Raw genomic sequence first — 15600 nt, 5'->3', positions numbered from 1 at the left:
TAATATGAACAAAGGCGCTTCAATTGAGGCGCCTTTCGTTTTTATCTGAATGAAATTAATGCATAATTTAGCCTCTGCTCATCCACAATATCATCCGGAAGTTTGATGATGAGCTGCTTGTCTGAATAATCAATGATCCCCTCACTTACTTTATAGAACCCGGCCTTTCCGCGGCAAAAGCACTGCACGCCAAATAGCATTTTTACATCTTTCGGGTTTGCTTTATGCAGGTTGGAAAATCCTTTATCGGTTTCGAAAATAATGGTTTCTGTATAACCCGCATCCTCAACATCTTTCGGTACTATCAGGTCATAAGTATAACGCACCACTATTTTCCCGGGAGTATCTTCGAGGATATAGTATAGCATACCGGTCCCATCAGTTTTAATATCGAGGCTTTTATCTTTTAAAACTTCTATTTTACATTCACCACTTTCATTACATTGGCTGTGAATGACGGGCTTACCATCCGCCCCCAAAGCCATGTCTTTTTTTGAGGCACAGGCTATCAGTAAAATGGGCAGGAATGAAAAGGCGATCTTCTTCATGACGTGTATCTTTACTTCTAAAGATACAAATTTGAGGCCACTGCCTGTGTTTATTTTCCGTTATAAGTGCTCATGGTATTGGCCAGGCCAGAAAGTACGAACGACTTTACCGCTTCGGATGCTATGTCAAGGCGTTCGGGCAGCTTTGCTTTCTCGTCCTCATCCCATTCGCCAAGCACATAATCCACCTGCTTCCCTTTTTTGAAATCATCACTGATGCCAAAACGGAAACGTGCGTAATCGGCAGTATTAAGCAGCTGCTGGGTACTCTTCAGCCCATTGTGGCCGCCATCGCTTCCCTTAGCTTTGATGCGTATGGTCCCGAACGGGATATTGAGGTCATCAGTAACGACCAGTAAATTTTCGAGAGGAATGTTCTCTTTATCGAGCCAGAACTTTATGGCTTTGCCACTCAGGTTCATGTAGGTATTGGGCTTGAGCAGAAATACCGTTTTGCCCTTTATTTTCACTTCAGCCACTGTGCCGAGCTTTACCGTCTCAAACGATGCTCCTTCCTGTTTTGCAATATGATCGGCCACTTTAAAGCCAATGTTGTGGCGGGTATTTACATATTCGGCGCCAATGTTGCCCAGGCAGGCAATGAGGTATTTTTTCATAGGATCAATTGGTTCTTTTTCCTGTTTTGTTGCAAAGAGGGAGGTTAGCCAGTTCATGGTGCAAAGATAGTATCTATTTCGAAACCAAAATACTCACCGCATTGCCGCCAAAGCCAACCGAATTCACTAATATCTTAGTAATGTCGCGGCCGCTTTGCTGCTGGTAGAACGGAGTACAGATAAACCGGTTTTGCCGGAGCATCATTACAGCCAGCTCAAGGCTCATGAGGCCGGAAGCTCCAAAGGTATGCCCTAACTTCCATTTGTTGCTGGTGAGCAGTGGCAGGCTTTCGCCGAAAACTTCCTGTACTGCCCTGTATTCCGAAAGGTCTCCTTTTATTGTTCCCGGGGCATGCATTACCACTACATCTATTTCAGATACATCAATATCCTTCATTGCCATGCGCATCGACCTTTGCAGGCATTCTGCTGTGGCCGATAGCGATGCGCCGTGTTCCAGCGTTTCGGTCGCATAGCCCACACCTTCGATAAATGCAAGCGCATTGGGGCTCTTGCCGGTTTCCAGGCAGGCCATGGCAGCACCTTCGCCCAGCACCATGGTATTGGTTCTTTTATCAAGGTCGAGCGCGCGGCATGGATATTCGCCGTTTACATTAGAGTAGATCTTCATGCCCTGCATCTGCGCGATGGTAAAAGGCGTAAGCGGGGCCTCACTGCCCCCTACAAGGAATTTATCGGCCATACCGCTGTTGAGCCATGCCACACCGTTGAGCACCGCATGAAGCGCTGTAGAGCAGGTAATGGAGTGCGATATGTCCGGGCCGGAAGACTTTACATCTTGTGCTACCCACGAGGCGATATTGCCCAGCGTAGTGGCGGGCGATGTATGAGCACCTGTAGTCCCTGTATTTATGAATTCGGAATAGTGCTTTTCAAAAAGCCCTGTAGCTCCTCTTGAGGAACCGATGTTGATGCCAAACGCGCCATCGCTCCACCCCGCGCTTTCTAAAGCCCGGCGTGAGGCAAGTATGGCATATAGTACCGAATTGTCCAAATGGCGGTAGTTGGGATCTGAGTTGCGCAATGTTGCTACGTCATCCGCTTGACGGGGTGACAGTTGTGCTACAGCAACATTGATCGCACCCATAGTGATGTAAGGCCTTTCATCCAGATAGCTTTGCCAAACCTCGCCGGGACTGCTGCCTAACGGTGAAACGGAACCAATGGAAACGATGGAAACAGGTGAAGCCAATGTGTTAGAATTTACCACAAAAATACATAATAAAATGCCTCTTCAACAACAGGGATAACCTGTGGGTTACCGCACCTCTTCAACCGCCTGCCTTACAACATCATAAACTTTTTCCAGCAATTCATTACTCATGATATAGGGCGGCAGGATATACACGATATTACCTACAGGGCGCAGGATAACACCATGTTTAATGAAAAAATCGTACAGTCTGTTGCGGAAGTCCCCATAATAGTCCTCATTGCCTTCGCGGGTTATTTCGAGTGCCAGGATAACGCCCAGCACCCTGACGGTTCTAACTCTTGGGTGGTTTTCTATTTCCTGCTTAAATGCCAGGTGCTTTTTATTGATCCGGACCAGGTTATCCTGCATTTCATCCGTTTGCAACAGATCGAGGCTTGCCAGTGCGGCAGCGCATCCTGTAGGGTTGGCCGTAAAGGTATGCCCATGGAATAGCGCCTTATTGACATCGTCATCATAAAAGCCCTCGAACAACTCCTGCGTGAATGTAGTTATCGCCATTGGGATCGTACCCCCGGTAAGCGCTTTAGAGAGGCACATCATATCGGGCTGTTGCGCCAGGTAGTCGCAGGCGAAATTTTTTCCTGTTTTGCCAAAGCCGGTCATTACTTCGTCGGCAATGGTAAAAATAGTGCTGCTTTTGCAGATGCCCATCAGCTCGTCGAGCGCTTCGGGTGAGTACATTACCATGCCCGCCGCACCCTGCACCAACGGCTCAAAGATGAAGGCGGCATACTCGCCTGTGGCGGCAAGTTTGCTTAATGCATCAAAACTTTCCTGCTCATTTCCTTCAATCGGCACCGGAATGCGCTCCACCTCTATCAGCGAGCCGCGAAATGCTTCGGTAAAAAAAGATATGCCGCTTGCCGCCATCGCCGCAAAAGTATCGCCGTGAAAGGCATTCTCAAAAGCGATGATCTTAGTACGCTTTTCCCCTTTGTTATAAAAATACTGCAGTGCCACTTTTAGTGCGATCTCCACCGCTGTCGAGCCGTTATCTGAGAAGAATAGCCTTCGTTGGCCTGATGGCAGTATTTCAGTCAGCCTTTCGGCCAAAAGCACCGCAGGCTCGTGCGTGAACCCACCGAACAGCACATGCTCCAACGAAGTAAGCTGTTTGTAAATGGCATCGGCAACGTACTTATTACTGTGCCCGTATGGGTTTACCCACCAGGAGGCAATGGCATCTATGTACTGTTTTCCATCCTCATCCCACAGCAATGCCCCTTGGCCTTTTACAATACCTATAGGTGGTGTCGCGGTTTTATGCTGGGTGTAGGGGTGCCATAAAAATTGCTTATCGCGTGCTACCAGCCCCCTAACCCCCAAAGGGGGAATTTGCTCACTCTTTCTCATTATATGCTTAATAGATCTTCCCTGAAACGGTCGGCGTAGTCAAGGATCACGTTTTTATCAAAATATGGCTCGTTGTCTAGACGGCCTATCATTTTTATACCTGTCCTCTGTAATATGATGCCTTCGGTAGAAGCATTTTCATCTCCATTAAAAATAATTCCCGCAACATTTATTCCCCTGCTTTTCAAGAGCTCAATAGTCATCAGCGTATGATTGATGCTGCCCAGGTAATGTCGGCTCACTACAATGACCTTATACTCAGGTTGGATCAGGTCGGCCACCACATCGGTATCATTCAACGGTACGAGTATCCCTCCCGCGCCCTCTATCACGAGGTGGTTTTTGGCCTTTGGTTCTTTTATGTTTTTCAGGTCAATAGCAATACCATCAATTTCAGCCGCCAGGTGCGGGCTCGCCGGTGTATTTAGCGTATAGCTGTTGGGGAATATTGTTGTCTTCGGGTTGGAAATGTATTTCCCTATCTTATGGCTGTCTGAGTCATTGATATCACCCGCCTGTATGGGCTTCCAGTAATCGGCCTCCAGGGCTTCGGTAACAATGGCTGAAGCGACTGTCTTGCCTACATCGGTACCTATCCCGGTAATGAATAGTTTCATTGGATAGCAAATTCGTTACTACAATTATTACATCGGTAAACATATTTCACATAGGGTGGCAGTGTTCCAAATAGTACACCCCCGAACAGGAAGGATAAAAGTGCTTTCCTGTCTTTTATCGTGGTAAATACATTTACAGTGCTACTGCAGCACTTTGGGCAGGTAACGGGATGGCCTTTGCTATCTAATGAATACTGGCTTATTTCCGCCAATACATTATTAGCTACCACGAGATCTTCTGACCTGACAAAAAGTTTTACGCCTCCTATAGCATTGCTAACGAGTGGGCCAAAATCGATCGTAAAGCCATCTTCCATAAAGACCTCGATACCCTCTGCTTCAAGCCTCCCTTTTACGATAATGGCTTCAGAAGAATATTGATACGAACCTATTTTGGCAAACTCATTTTCCATACTGCAAAATTACTAGATCAAATGTAAGCTTTTGCATTAAACCTCACTGTTATTCTTTACCAACTGATCAGCAAACTTTTAATATAATATTACCATTAACCGATTGAACAATTCTTAATTTTGAAAGGCTCAATAACAAAATTAACACGTTTTTACTGATGGAGACAAACATACCCGGCTATATAAAAACGGTTTACATAGCGCTGCTGATCATTATCATTGTATTTTTCATGATAATTGCCAAGCAATTGCTGGTGCCCCTTCTCATTTCAGGATACATTGCCATGCTGCTCACCTCGTCCTGCAACTTTTTGGAGCGCCGTAAGATCCCAAGATCGGTTGCCGCTTTTATCTGCCTTTTGCTTTTCATAGGGCTGATAGCGGGCATTGTCGTTTTCTCCTATTACCAGGTGTCCGGATTCATGCACGATGTGGGTACCAACCTTCAGGAAAAACTGAATTCATTTGTCATTATCGCGAATAACTGGTGCCTTGACACCTTTGGCTTTGACCTGGGCATGCGCAATGGCTTTGAGATGAAAAAGGCAGTAGAGATCGTGCAGCCCGAAAATACGAGCGCTACGCAGTTAGTTTTCTCATTGCTCAACACCCTGTCCGACATTATACTCCTGCCTGTATTCATATTCTTCCTGCTCATTTACAGGGACCACCTTGCCATATTTGTGACCAAAGTATTCCGCAGGCAGAATAATGACGGGTTGCTTGAAAAGATGACCTCGATCCGTAGAGTTGTACATGCCTACCTGATGGGTTCAGGGAAAGTAATGCTGATCTTGGGTGTAGTAAATACTGCTGTCTTATTTGCACTCGGCATAGAGCACGCCATTTTCTTCGGGATGTTCGCGGGCATGCTTAACATCATTCCTTACCTCGGGCCTTCATTAGGTGCCGTACTGCCTTTCCTTTTCGCGCTCATTACCAAGGACAGCGCATTTTACCCTATAGCGGTAGTGGTGGCGTTCACGCTCATCCAGTTTTTAGAAAGCGCCTTCCTGACACCCAAAATAACAGGCGGCAACGTCAATCTTAATGCGCTTGTTACGTTCATAGGCCTTCTTATAGGCGGTGCGATATGGGGCATCATGGGCATGATACTTATTATCCCAACCATAGCGATACTTAAAAAATTGTTCGAACTTAGCCCGGACACCCAGCCGTATGCCTACCTGTTCGGCGAGGAGGACAGTAACTGGTTCCGTCGGCGTGAACGCAGGAGCAAAGCAAAGGCTGCTAAAGCAGAAGAAGAGGCGTAAGCTGCGCCAGTACTTCTGTTATCTCCCGTTGTGTGTTATAGCTATGGAGAGAGAACCTAATGCGTTCGCGTCCCGCAGGCACGGTAGGTGACAGGATCGCTTTTACTCCAAAGCCTTTTTCCTGCAATGCAGATGCAATGCTTCTCACCTTTTCATTTCCGGGAATGACGGCAGAATGGATGGCAGAATGGCTTTCGATGAAAACATGTGCCAAGCCTAACCTTTGCACTTCCGACCTGAAAAAAATAATGTTCGCTATGAGCTTTTCCCTTTCGGGAGCATTCTCCAGGCGGTCGTAGGCGGCCAGTATCGTGGCTAGGCTGTGCGGTGGAAGTGCTGTGGTATAAATAAGGCTGCGGGCAAAATTGACAAGGTAATCGATTAGCTGTTGCGGGCCCAATATAACGGCGCCATGGCAACCGGGGCCCTTGCCGAATGTGACAATGCGGGCAAAAACTTTACCTTCAAGCCCCAAAGACTGCACCGATCCCTCTCCTTTTTTTCCGAAAACCCCTATCGCGTGGGCTTCGTCAATAACCAGGCGGCAGCCATATTTGTCGGACAGGGCAGCCATTTGCCGTAGATCCGGACTGTCGCCATCCATGGAGAAAACCGATTCGGTCACTATGTATATTTCTTTGTCAGCGTGTTTTTTGATCAAAACCTCAAGCGCTTCAGTGTCATTATGCGGAAATTTATAGGCCGTTGCATTACTAAGCCTTAACCCGTCGCGTATGGAAGCATGGATGTATTCGTCATAAAGCACTACGTCCCCCTTTTGCGGCACCGAAGAAAAGAACCCTACATTGGCATCGTAGCCCGAATTGAAGATCAGGGCGCTTTCGGCGTTGTGGAAATGGGCAAGATAGGTTTCTGTAATTTCATACAATGGATGATCGCCCGATATCAGCCGTGATCCGGTTGAGCCGTTCTGTGTAAAGCCATTCTCCAAAAGGTAATTGTGGGCTTCATCGAATAGTTGCCTGTTGGCAGAAAACCCCAGGTAATCATTGGAGGAAAGATCAACGGTAGCAGCAGATCTGGAAAGGCTGCGCAGGGCATTTTCCTGTTCTCTTCTTGACAGTTTATCCAGTAATGACTTGGGGAGCTTTTCCATAGACCAAATGTAGCCCAACCTTGGTCAAAAAACAAATTGAAATGAAAAACAACAATTAATTATTGTTTTTCGATAATTTATTTATATTTGTACCCAATAACCAACTATTTTGCCATGATAAAATTTAGAATACTCAATTATGTACTCATACTTTTAGTAACTCTTTGCTTACTGAGTTTGATCGGTATGACAGTTGGGTTGTATGCAATGTATCAGAGATCAGAAACGGAATTGTTCACCCTGCTACTGATAGGCTCGGCTAAACTCCTTTTGATGGCAATTGGGTTATCATATACAAAGCAGTCCATTGGTATGTTTTTGCGACATGGCTATTTCAACACAAAGAGCGCTAATTTTCTTACCATAGCGGGTTATGCATTGGCCGGATCTGCGTTGGTCACCCTCATCTTCAACCTTACAGAGATCACATATGTCGACCGGGAATCAGCCTCCGGGTACATAGCAGAGATGATCCATGACATAACCGTACTGCTCGTAGGCCTTGCCCTGCTGGGTGTTTGCGACATCGTTAAAAAGGGCATCAACATTAAACTTGAGAACGACTTAACCATATAAACCATGAAACGACTTTCTTTACTCAAAACATTAGTAACTATTTTATTTGTCCTGGCAGCTATAGGCTTTATTTTTAGCATCCCGACCCTATTGATAATGTCGATATTTCCTGAAATGGTACCATTTGCTATTGATGGCACGAATGTGAAAGAAATAGGCAACGAAACTATCATATACTTTTTTGTACTTATCATTGGTTATGCATTCTTTGTATATGCGGCATATTTATTTAAAAATGTGCTTGGGCTTTTCGAAAAGAAAAAGATCTTTCATGATGACGTGATCAAGAATTTCAGCCAGACCGGTAGAGCGATACTGATAGGTGGCGCTATTACCATAGGCGCAAAGTTTTTATATGGCGTAGTGGTCGAGCAGCAAATTGAACTTTCTGCCAGCCTTGACTTCGATTCATCATTATTTATCCTAGGTCTCGGACTATTTTTTCTTGTTCTCAGTGATGTGTTCCTGATGGCAAAGGGCCTTAAAGAAGAAAACGACTTAACTGTATAACCATGAGGCACCATATCAACATCATCGCATTGGCCGTTCGCATAGCCATAACCGTTGCTTCCTGCATGGCCGCATTCTATCTGGCAATGGTCGTATTTTTCCATCTGGAAGACGGCCACCTATTGGTAAAGGAATTTTTTAGCGATCACTTTACGCCCATTACCTCCGGAGTAACTTATCATAATAACGAATGGTTCGGTTCCGCCTTCTGCATTATCTATGCGGTATTGCTCATTTACTGCGTAACCGGCCTGCAGCGCTTTCACAAAGGGCTAAAACGAATCAAAAAAGGGGGCATGTTCGAACCCGGCCAGGATGAGTCTTTCCGAAAGGCGGCGGCTACGGTGGTTATCTTCGCCAAGTCGAAATACCTGCTGTTCTGTACGATGGGAAGCCTGCTCTATTTTGACCTGACCATCTTCTTTCGTGAGATACCTTCGTTCCTGGCGGTATACCTTATCGGGAAGTTCATTTACCTGATCTCGGGCATGGCAGAGAAAGGGACCTTCATTCAGGAAGAGAACCAGCTAACGATATAACTTATGGAAGATCAACAACGCAAAGACAGGCTGGTTTCAAGGCTGTATTTCATATCGGCTGGGCTATTTGCCTTAGCCGGTGTACTAACAGCAGTAACATTGGCTTTTGACATTTTCCAGAAAGACCCGTACCGCAATTTTACCTTCATGCCAAACCATATTACCGGCTACACCCTTCCGGTAAAGATGAATGTCACAACCTTTGATACGCTGGTAAGCTATGAACGACCGAAGATCGAAAACACTCCGTCCCGCCGCCGTACTTTCATTTTAAAAACCGGCAGCAATACCGAAACAGAACGTCTTGAAGCGAATAGCATCCTCAATGACCCGGATTACAAAACAACCTTTATAACCCGATCGAAACAGGTCCATTCGGACGATGAATTCAATGTCAATATCGGTGAGATCGACATGGCTCCATTATCGGCAGAAGGTTTTATCCTTGTCAGGCCCGATAGTTTGTGGTTTACGCTGCTCCTGGCCATCCGGAATTACTCGACCTACGCTGTGGTACTTTTTGTGCTGTTTTGGCTGATGCAGCTTTTCAGGAGGCTAAAGAATGACTTTACATTTAACGCTTCCCTTAGCCGCTCCATATGGCTCATCGGCAACAGCCTGCTGCTGTACCAGTTCTTACTGCTTGTAACCGGGACGATCATTGAAAAATACATATCCTCAGTCATGATTACCGAAACAGCGGGAGACCTGTATAGCGGGAGACAGATCATGAGCCTCAGCATCAGCTTTGGCGGTAGTATCATTATGCTTTTTTCAGGCCTTGCACTGGTAGTGTTAAGCAAACTCCTTAACTACGGCTACGAGCTGCAGCAGGAAAATGACCTAACCATTTAGCCTATGCCCATTATCATCAATCTCGACGTAATGCTGGCCAAACGGAAAATGCGCAGCAACGAACTGGCCGACCGGGTAGGCATTACCACGGCCAACCTCTCCATCCTGAAGACCGGTAAGGCTAAGGCCATCCGCTTTTCGACCCTCGAAGCGATATGCGAAGTGCTGGAATGCCAGCCGGGGGATATCATGGAGTTTATTCCGGATGGAGTTGAAAATAAGTTGTAAAAATCAGTACTTTAGTCCTGGAATCCAGTCCGCACATGAAACATTTAAAAACAGCCCTTCTTCTTTGCTCATTCGTTTTCCTTATTGCCTGCAAGGGTGAAAAGGAACCCGAAAACGCAACGGCTACTAAAGCCGAAACCCGGAGAGCCGACCCGGACAGGCAGGAAATTACCCGGTTGGTAAAAGATATGTACTGGTGGGTAGAAAAAGGCAATATGTCTTTTGGATTCCAATCAGTTGCAAAAGACAGTGTGGTCGTGGGATATGACCGCGCTGCCCAGAGCCTGTATGAAAAAAAATTAGAGAAGAGCGGATTATTTGCCAAAGAATTTGTGGACAACACTGCCCGCATTTTCAATAAGCAGGATGAATTGCTGCGCAATGGTAAAGCAGAATGGCTTGAAGGAGATATGCCCCCTTTTGGCAATCCCGATGTCAACGCCTGGTGCGGATGCCAGGATACACCTACGGATGATTTTGACAAGATACATGTCGTCATCGAAAAAACGACTGCCGACACCGCAGAGTTGTACTGGAACTGGACCGGCTTTGGCGAGGACTGGGAACAGGAGCATTACCATATAAAAGTTGTCAGGGAAAAGAGCAAGTGGAAGATCGCATGGATGGAAGGCTGGGATTATGAATCAAATGTAAAGCTGGATTAATAATGAAAACACATATCTTTTTACTTTGCATTGCCACAGCATTACTTTCGTGTAAAAAAGACTTGCAAAGTGTAGCTATCGACCATAAAACCTCAATGGTAATGGTCGACTCATTGCCTGGAGAAACTACCGCAACTGCAACACCCATTTATCAGGTCACAAGTTTTGACAATTCTCAAGTGGTAAGCAGGTTGGGTACAAATCAATTTCTCAAAGAGTTAGATAGTGTCGGTGTATTCGATAACGTCCACCCTACACAAATGGCAAAGCTGTCCGACATTCACTTTGGCGCTTTAAAAAGCCTTGGTAAGAATTACAAGCTATTGCATGTTACTCTTGGAAGCCTTTTTGCTCCCGGTAATAAGGACATGGCTATTGTGGCTTACCAGCCTGACAAGAGCTATATTACAATCCTAATTTATAATGATCAAAAGGGAGACATTAGAGAGCTGTACCGCGACTACAATGTCGATAATGCGTTGCGGAATACTGACTGTCATTACGGTCCAAAGAATTCCCTTGATATTCAACTGGCTTCGGAGATAGTTTACCGAAGAGACTACCTTTTGAAGAATCCGAAAAGCAACTTATTTGATGATGCCCCATGTGTTATTGGCGATTTTACAAAAAATGAAAATTATGCGCCCGACGTTGGCTGTTTTTCACCTAATGCACCCAAAGTACCCGGAAATGTATTAAGCATTGCTACTAGCTTTGTGTATAATAACTGGGAGTGCCTGAAGTATGATAAGAAAACCGATTCGTTTTTGGTTTATTACGGTCAGGAATTTGCGGATTAATTGATGGCATTATGGCTAAGTTTGTAATCGGGATCATCATTTGCTTAGCGCTCATAGCATTAAGTGTTTATGCCATAGCCAATAACGGGGTAAGCCTTCAATATGAAGTCGAAAATCCCGGAGATTGCATTTCACTATCATCAGGCACAGACCTTTGCTTTACAGAAAATATTCTATGGGGAATGGTAATTTTGGGTATTATTGGTGGATGTTATTTTACGTACAGGTTAAATTTTCGTAAGCAAAGCGATTAATCTAATTTGGTAAATTATGAAATATGTTTTAGTTTGTTTTTTACTCGTTATAGGTTGTAAGCCCGTAAAAGATACGGTTAATGCTGATGTTGTCGGAATTGCGCTAAATGAAAAATATGGGGCTGTATTGTATGGTAATGGAGAAATATATACCATTGCAGGCCTGCAAAAATGGGATAGCATTTATTTGGATAAAAAAGTAAAGGTAAAGGGTAATTTCAAATTAATGATCGGTAAGGATAAGGTTGAAATTAAAAATTTCGGGACATTTCATGCCCAAACTTACCCAAGGTATTATGTTGTAGAAAATGCTACATGGGAATTGTATACTCCTGATTAGTAATCATCGAATGCGTGGCATTCATTTTTAATCTTTCATAGAATGTGATAACTACACTTCCTTATCCAGCCGTACCCAAACCGAATTGTTCTTTACGGTAGCATCGAGCATGTCGACATCTAACTTTATTGCAATATTATAACCCATATCATAAGCAGGTTGCAACTCTGGACTCCTGTATATGGTAAAATTTTTGGATCCATCGTACCAAACATTCACATCATACAAATAACTTATTGTTGGATCGGTACGCATACCGCCGCTCATCGTCATTTGCTTAAAAACAGATATGTATTCTATGTGGGGCAGATGATGCCATTTACCTATACCTGCACACCCTATTGCAATTTCTTTTTTGTACTTTCTTTTAACAAGGTCAAAATGAATGTTGGTAACACATAAAGATCCCACGCAAAGCATCAATAGCATTATTCCGAACACTACAGTATCAAAAGAATCTTCAATTTCATCAGTGAAAAACATATGGTAAGCCAACATTGATAGTCCTGTAAAACAAAACCCCATAATACCAAAACTAAATACTGACCTGCTTCCCTCAAGGATGATAATGTCTTTTTGCTTCCGGCCCATACTACAAGTATAAAATCATTAATTCATTTCCTTATCCAGCCGCACCCAAACTGAATTATTCTTTACCGTGGCATCGAGCAAAGGCACATTCAGCCCAATGGCAATCTTCCGTGCAACTTTCAGGCATACTTCGGCATTGTAATCGGCAAAAACAGTTAAGTGGCGGTTGCCCTCCTGCCACACATTGACATTGCAACATCCGGTAACTTCACCATCTTCATCCCTGTGCAATTGGTAAAAGACCGATACATACTCTGTTTCCGGAAGCGGTTTCCATCCTCGCGTCAAATGTAACGCGCCGAGGGAAGATTCAAAACGATACTTTGTCCTGCAATAGCGTACCCTAAAGCGATCCTCAGCATAATTATCGAATGCAAGCAAGCCAAAAATCATTATAAGGAGCACTCCCCCAAAATAATGACCTAAAGATGGGGAGTACCAATAACAGTAGGCCGTTAAGCCAACCGAACCAAGCAAAAGCAACAGTGACATTAACCGTCTGAATATCGCCGAAGTGCCGGTATTTTCTAAAACGACTATGACATCCTGTTCTTTGCATTGCATACCGCAATAATACAAAAAAGCCCCTTCAAATCGAAGAGGCTATGCTTGTAAAAATCTTTACTGCTTTTCTAACAGTGTGAGATGCGGCATTGTTTCACCCTCCCCGATATCCATATCAGCTACCATATAGAGCCTTGTTTTTTTGTAAATGGTAAAAGATTGGTTTTCATGTTCCGGAGTGTCAAAATCAAGGATTATAGTTTTACCTGACTTTTTCCATTTCCCGGTATCACTAACAGGGCCTCTTTTGCAGGCATTTAAGGTACGGGTAAAAGTATTGTCCGGCCTTAATTCTAATGTCTCATCTTTTACTCCAAGGAACAAAAAATTCATATATCCCTGTGAATACATAATGGCGGTTTTCTCTCCAAATGTAGGATTCTTACTCACATATACTCCGGAAATATCGTTTTCATGATCCGACACGGGAAAAAGGATAATGGCGAAGCTTATTACAAACAGTGAGAAATATACCTTCATGGCTTATTGATTTGATGCTGAGTTAAATATACAAAAAAAGCCCCTTCAAATCGAAGAGGCTATTTATATTTTCACCGGCTGAACTTAGTCAACCAAAATGATGATCCTGTTGTCTTTAAGCTCCAGGGTTCCCGATTTTATGTGAAGCAGGAACTTCTGGTCTTTTTCTGATTTGTCGAACTTTACGGAAAAATCCTTGTTGGTCTTGAAATCAGGCACACCTATTTTGATGGTTCCCTCAACGAGTACCGCAACGATATTCGCGTGGTGGTCCAACATCTGGAATTCGCCATCCGATCCCGGAACGGTTACCGAAGTAACGCCTCCCTTAAACAAATGGCCTTCCGGCGATACTATTTCTAATAATAACATAGTCGTTTAATTGTTGGTTGCCGGTTGCCGGTTGCTGGAGGCCAATCTGGCAACCATCAACTATCAACCATCAACCGGGTTTTACGCTTCAGTCAACATTTTCTGTCCTGCCTCGATAACGTCTTCAATGGTCCCTTTAAGGTTGAAGGCCGCTTCCGGAAGGTGGTCAAGCTCACCGTCGATGATCATGTTGAATCCTTTGATGGTGTCTTTGATGTCTACAAGAACGCCCGGGATACCGGTGAACTGCTCGGCCACGTGGAATGGCTGCGAAAGGAAACGCTGAACGCGGCGTGCGCGTGATACAGACAGTTTATCTTCCTCGCTAAGCTCTTCCATACCAAGGATCGCGATGATGTCCTGTAGCTGCTTATATTTCTGAAGTATCTCTTTTACCCTTTGAGCGGTGTTATAATGCTCGTCGCCAAGGATAAGCGGGGTAAGGATCCTTGAAGTTGAGTCCAATGGGTCAACCGCAGGGTAAATACCAAGCTCGGCGATCTTACGGGAAAGTACAGTTGTTGCGTCAAGGTGGGCAAAGGTTGTAGCCGGTGCCGGGTCGGTAAGGTCATCCGCAGGTACATAAACCGCCTGAACCGATGTGATCGAACCTTTTTTAGTTGATGTGATACGCTCCTGCATCGCACCCATCTCGGTTGCAAGTGTAGGCTGGTAACCTACCGCAGATGGCATACGGCCAAGAAGTGCGGACACCTCTGAACCTGCCTGTGTAAAACGGAAGATGTTGTCTACGAAGAAAAGAACGTCTTTTCCTTGTCCTTCGCCCGCTCCGTCACGGAAGTACTCAGCAATGGTAAGGCCCGAAAGCGCAACACGTGCACGTGCTCCCGGCGGCTCGTTCATCTGTCCGAATACGAATGTAGCTTTAGACTGCCTCATGCCGGCCTTGTCTACTTTGCTAAGGTCCCATCCGCCGTTCTCCATAGAGTGCATGAAATCGTCACCATACTTGATGATGCCCGACTCAAGCATCTCGCGAAGAAGGTCGTTACCCTCACGTGTCCTTTCACCTACTCCTGCGAATACGGAAAGACCACCGTGGCCCTTAGCGATATTGTTGATCAGCTCCTGGATAAGTACTGTTTTACCTACACCGGCACCACCGAAAAGACCAATTTTACCACCTTTTGCATAAGGCTCGATAAGATCGATCACTTTGATACCTGTGAAAAGCACTTCCGATGAAGTTGAAAGGTCTTCGAATTTTGGCGCCTGGCGGTGGATCGGAAGTCCGTTCACACCCTCTTTAGGCAGTTCCTCAAGTCCGTCGATAGCGTCGCCGATAACATTAAACAAACGTCCGTAAACATCCGGTCCTATCGGCATTTGGATAGGAGCACCTGTAGCGGTAACCTCCTGTCCCCTGCTCAAACCGTCGGTAGAGTCCATGGAGATAGTACGAACGGTGTTCTCACCTACGTGAGACTGCACCTCAAGCACTAATTTTGAACCATCTTTCTTAATGATCTCTAATGAATCATAGATCTTTGGAAGTTCGGCGTCCTGCGAGCTGAACACTACGTCAACAACCGGCCCGATGATCTGTGCAACTTTTCCTTTTACTGTAGACATTGCTTATATATTTATTAAACAGCGATTTATGAATGACGAAAAAAGGTCATTTTTTCG

The 15600-nt window shown here is 44.9% G+C and carries 22 protein-coding genes; 10 read left to right on the top strand and 12 right to left on the bottom strand.

What is annotated here, in order from left to right:
• Nucleotides 1-41 precede the first annotated feature (41 nt).
• From ACT6R0_RS11670 to ACT6R0_RS11645, 6 genes are all read right to left on the bottom strand, one after another.
• Complete coding sequence (locus ACT6R0_RS11670) at nucleotides 42-548, bottom strand: hypothetical protein (protein ID WP_444653210.1); 507 nt, start codon at nucleotides 546-548, stop codon at nucleotides 42-44.
• 50 nt (nucleotides 549-598) lie between these two features.
• Nucleotides 599-1165: an aminoacyl-tRNA hydrolase gene (gene pth, locus ACT6R0_RS11665; protein ID WP_444653211.1), complete on the bottom strand. Its 567-nt coding sequence runs from the start codon at nucleotides 1163-1165 to the stop codon at nucleotides 599-601.
• A gap of 73 nt (nucleotides 1166-1238) precedes the next feature.
• Nucleotides 1239-2378 (bottom strand): beta-ketoacyl synthase N-terminal-like domain-containing protein, encoded by a 1140-nt coding sequence (locus ACT6R0_RS11660; RefSeq protein ID WP_444653212.1) that lies wholly within the window; start codon nucleotides 2376-2378, stop codon nucleotides 1239-1241.
• A 66-nt stretch (nucleotides 2379-2444) separates the two neighbouring features.
• A complete protein-coding gene (gene bioA / locus ACT6R0_RS11655; protein WP_444653213.1) occupies nucleotides 2445-3755 on the bottom strand; it encodes an adenosylmethionine--8-amino-7-oxononanoate transaminase in 1311 nt (436 codons plus the stop codon).
• Nucleotides 3755-4372: a dethiobiotin synthase gene (bioD, locus tag ACT6R0_RS11650; protein ID WP_444653214.1), complete on the bottom strand. Its 618-nt coding sequence runs from the start codon at nucleotides 4370-4372 to the stop codon at nucleotides 3755-3757. Before bioD ends, bioA begins: the two co-directional genes overlap by 1 nt.
• Complete coding sequence (locus ACT6R0_RS11645) at nucleotides 4369-4785, bottom strand: DUF2007 domain-containing protein (RefSeq protein ID WP_444653215.1); 417 nt, start codon at nucleotides 4783-4785, stop codon at nucleotides 4369-4371. The genes bioD and ACT6R0_RS11645 overlap by 4 nt, the downstream gene beginning before the upstream one ends.
• Before the next feature lie 158 nt (nucleotides 4786-4943).
• On the opposite strand from ACT6R0_RS11645, the gene ACT6R0_RS11640 reads away from it, so the two are divergent.
• Nucleotides 4944-6059 (top strand): AI-2E family transporter, encoded by a 1116-nt coding sequence (locus ACT6R0_RS11640; protein ID WP_444653216.1) that lies wholly within the window; start codon nucleotides 4944-4946, stop codon nucleotides 6057-6059.
• Here the strand turns inward: ACT6R0_RS11640 and ACT6R0_RS11635 are convergent.
• A complete protein-coding gene (locus ACT6R0_RS11635) occupies nucleotides 6037-7176 on the bottom strand; it encodes an aminotransferase class I/II-fold pyridoxal phosphate-dependent enzyme (protein ID WP_444653217.1) in 1140 nt (379 codons plus the stop codon). The genes ACT6R0_RS11640 and ACT6R0_RS11635 overlap by 23 nt on opposite strands.
• A gap of 114 nt (nucleotides 7177-7290) precedes the next feature.
• On the opposite strand from ACT6R0_RS11635, the gene ACT6R0_RS11630 reads away from it, so the two are divergent.
• From ACT6R0_RS11630 to ACT6R0_RS11590, 9 genes are read left to right on the top strand one after another with little or no spacing between them, the layout of a single operon-like run.
• Entirely contained in the window at nucleotides 7291-7752 is a 462-nt protein-coding gene (locus tag ACT6R0_RS11630) for a hypothetical protein (RefSeq protein WP_444653218.1), read from the top strand.
• A 3-nt stretch (nucleotides 7753-7755) separates the two neighbouring features.
• Complete coding sequence (locus ACT6R0_RS11625) at nucleotides 7756-8262, top strand: DUF2975 domain-containing protein (RefSeq protein WP_444653219.1); 507 nt, start codon at nucleotides 7756-7758, stop codon at nucleotides 8260-8262.
• A gap of 2 nt (nucleotides 8263-8264) precedes the next feature.
• On the top strand, nucleotides 8265-8801 hold the full coding sequence (locus tag ACT6R0_RS11620) for a hypothetical protein (RefSeq protein WP_444653220.1): 537 nt from the start codon (nucleotides 8265-8267) through the stop codon (nucleotides 8799-8801).
• Between the two features lie 3 nt (nucleotides 8802-8804).
• Nucleotides 8805-9656: a DUF2975 domain-containing protein gene (locus ACT6R0_RS11615; RefSeq protein WP_444653221.1), complete on the top strand. Its 852-nt coding sequence runs from the start codon at nucleotides 8805-8807 to the stop codon at nucleotides 9654-9656.
• A 3-nt stretch (nucleotides 9657-9659) separates the two neighbouring features.
• A complete protein-coding gene (locus tag ACT6R0_RS11610; protein WP_444653222.1) occupies nucleotides 9660-9884 on the top strand; it encodes a helix-turn-helix domain-containing protein in 225 nt (74 codons plus the stop codon).
• Nucleotides 9885-9919: 35 nt separating this feature from the next.
• A complete protein-coding gene (locus ACT6R0_RS11605; protein ID WP_444653224.1) occupies nucleotides 9920-10549 on the top strand; it encodes a hypothetical protein in 630 nt (209 codons plus the stop codon).
• 2 nt (nucleotides 10550-10551) lie between these two features.
• A complete protein-coding gene (locus ACT6R0_RS11600; protein WP_444653225.1) occupies nucleotides 10552-11349 on the top strand; it encodes a hypothetical protein in 798 nt (265 codons plus the stop codon).
• Nucleotides 11350-11360: 11 nt separating this feature from the next.
• A complete protein-coding gene (locus ACT6R0_RS11595; protein ID WP_444653226.1) occupies nucleotides 11361-11603 on the top strand; it encodes a hypothetical protein in 243 nt (80 codons plus the stop codon).
• Nucleotides 11604-11619: 16 nt separating this feature from the next.
• The gene (locus tag ACT6R0_RS11590; protein WP_444653228.1) at nucleotides 11620-11943 is read left to right on the top strand and encodes a hypothetical protein; all 324 of its coding nucleotides are present in this window, start codon (nucleotides 11620-11622) and stop codon (nucleotides 11941-11943) included.
• 51 nt (nucleotides 11944-11994) lie between these two features.
• Here the strand turns inward: ACT6R0_RS11590 and ACT6R0_RS11585 are convergent, their stop codons facing one another.
• From ACT6R0_RS11585 to atpD, 5 genes are all read right to left on the bottom strand, one after another.
• Entirely contained in the window at nucleotides 11995-12534 is a 540-nt protein-coding gene (locus ACT6R0_RS11585; RefSeq protein ID WP_444653230.1) for a hypothetical protein, read from the bottom strand.
• A gap of 18 nt (nucleotides 12535-12552) precedes the next feature.
• Nucleotides 12553-13098 carry a hypothetical protein gene (locus ACT6R0_RS11580; protein WP_444653231.1) on the bottom strand — a complete coding sequence of 182 codons (546 nt, stop codon included), beginning with the start codon at nucleotides 13096-13098 and terminating at the stop codon, nucleotides 12553-12555.
• Nucleotides 13099-13155: 57 nt separating this feature from the next.
• A complete protein-coding gene (locus ACT6R0_RS11575) occupies nucleotides 13156-13578 on the bottom strand; it encodes a hypothetical protein (protein WP_444653232.1) in 423 nt (140 codons plus the stop codon).
• Nucleotides 13579-13662: 84 nt separating this feature from the next.
• Nucleotides 13663-13950 (bottom strand): F0F1 ATP synthase subunit epsilon, encoded by a 288-nt coding sequence (locus ACT6R0_RS11570; protein WP_265175340.1) that lies wholly within the window; start codon nucleotides 13948-13950, stop codon nucleotides 13663-13665.
• Between the two features lie 81 nt (nucleotides 13951-14031).
• Nucleotides 14032-15543 carry a F0F1 ATP synthase subunit beta gene (gene atpD / locus ACT6R0_RS11565; protein WP_444653234.1) on the bottom strand — a complete coding sequence of 504 codons (1512 nt, stop codon included), beginning with the start codon at nucleotides 15541-15543 and terminating at the stop codon, nucleotides 14032-14034.
• Nucleotides 15544-15600: the final 57 nt, after the last annotated feature.

The sequence above is a fragment of the Flavobacterium sp. genome (genome assembly GCF_052437795.1).
Lineage (GTDB): Bacteria > Bacteroidota > Bacteroidia > Flavobacteriales > Flavobacteriaceae > Flavobacterium.
Note: the sequence above shows the minus strand (reverse complement) of the source record. Positions and strands in the feature narration are given on the sequence as shown.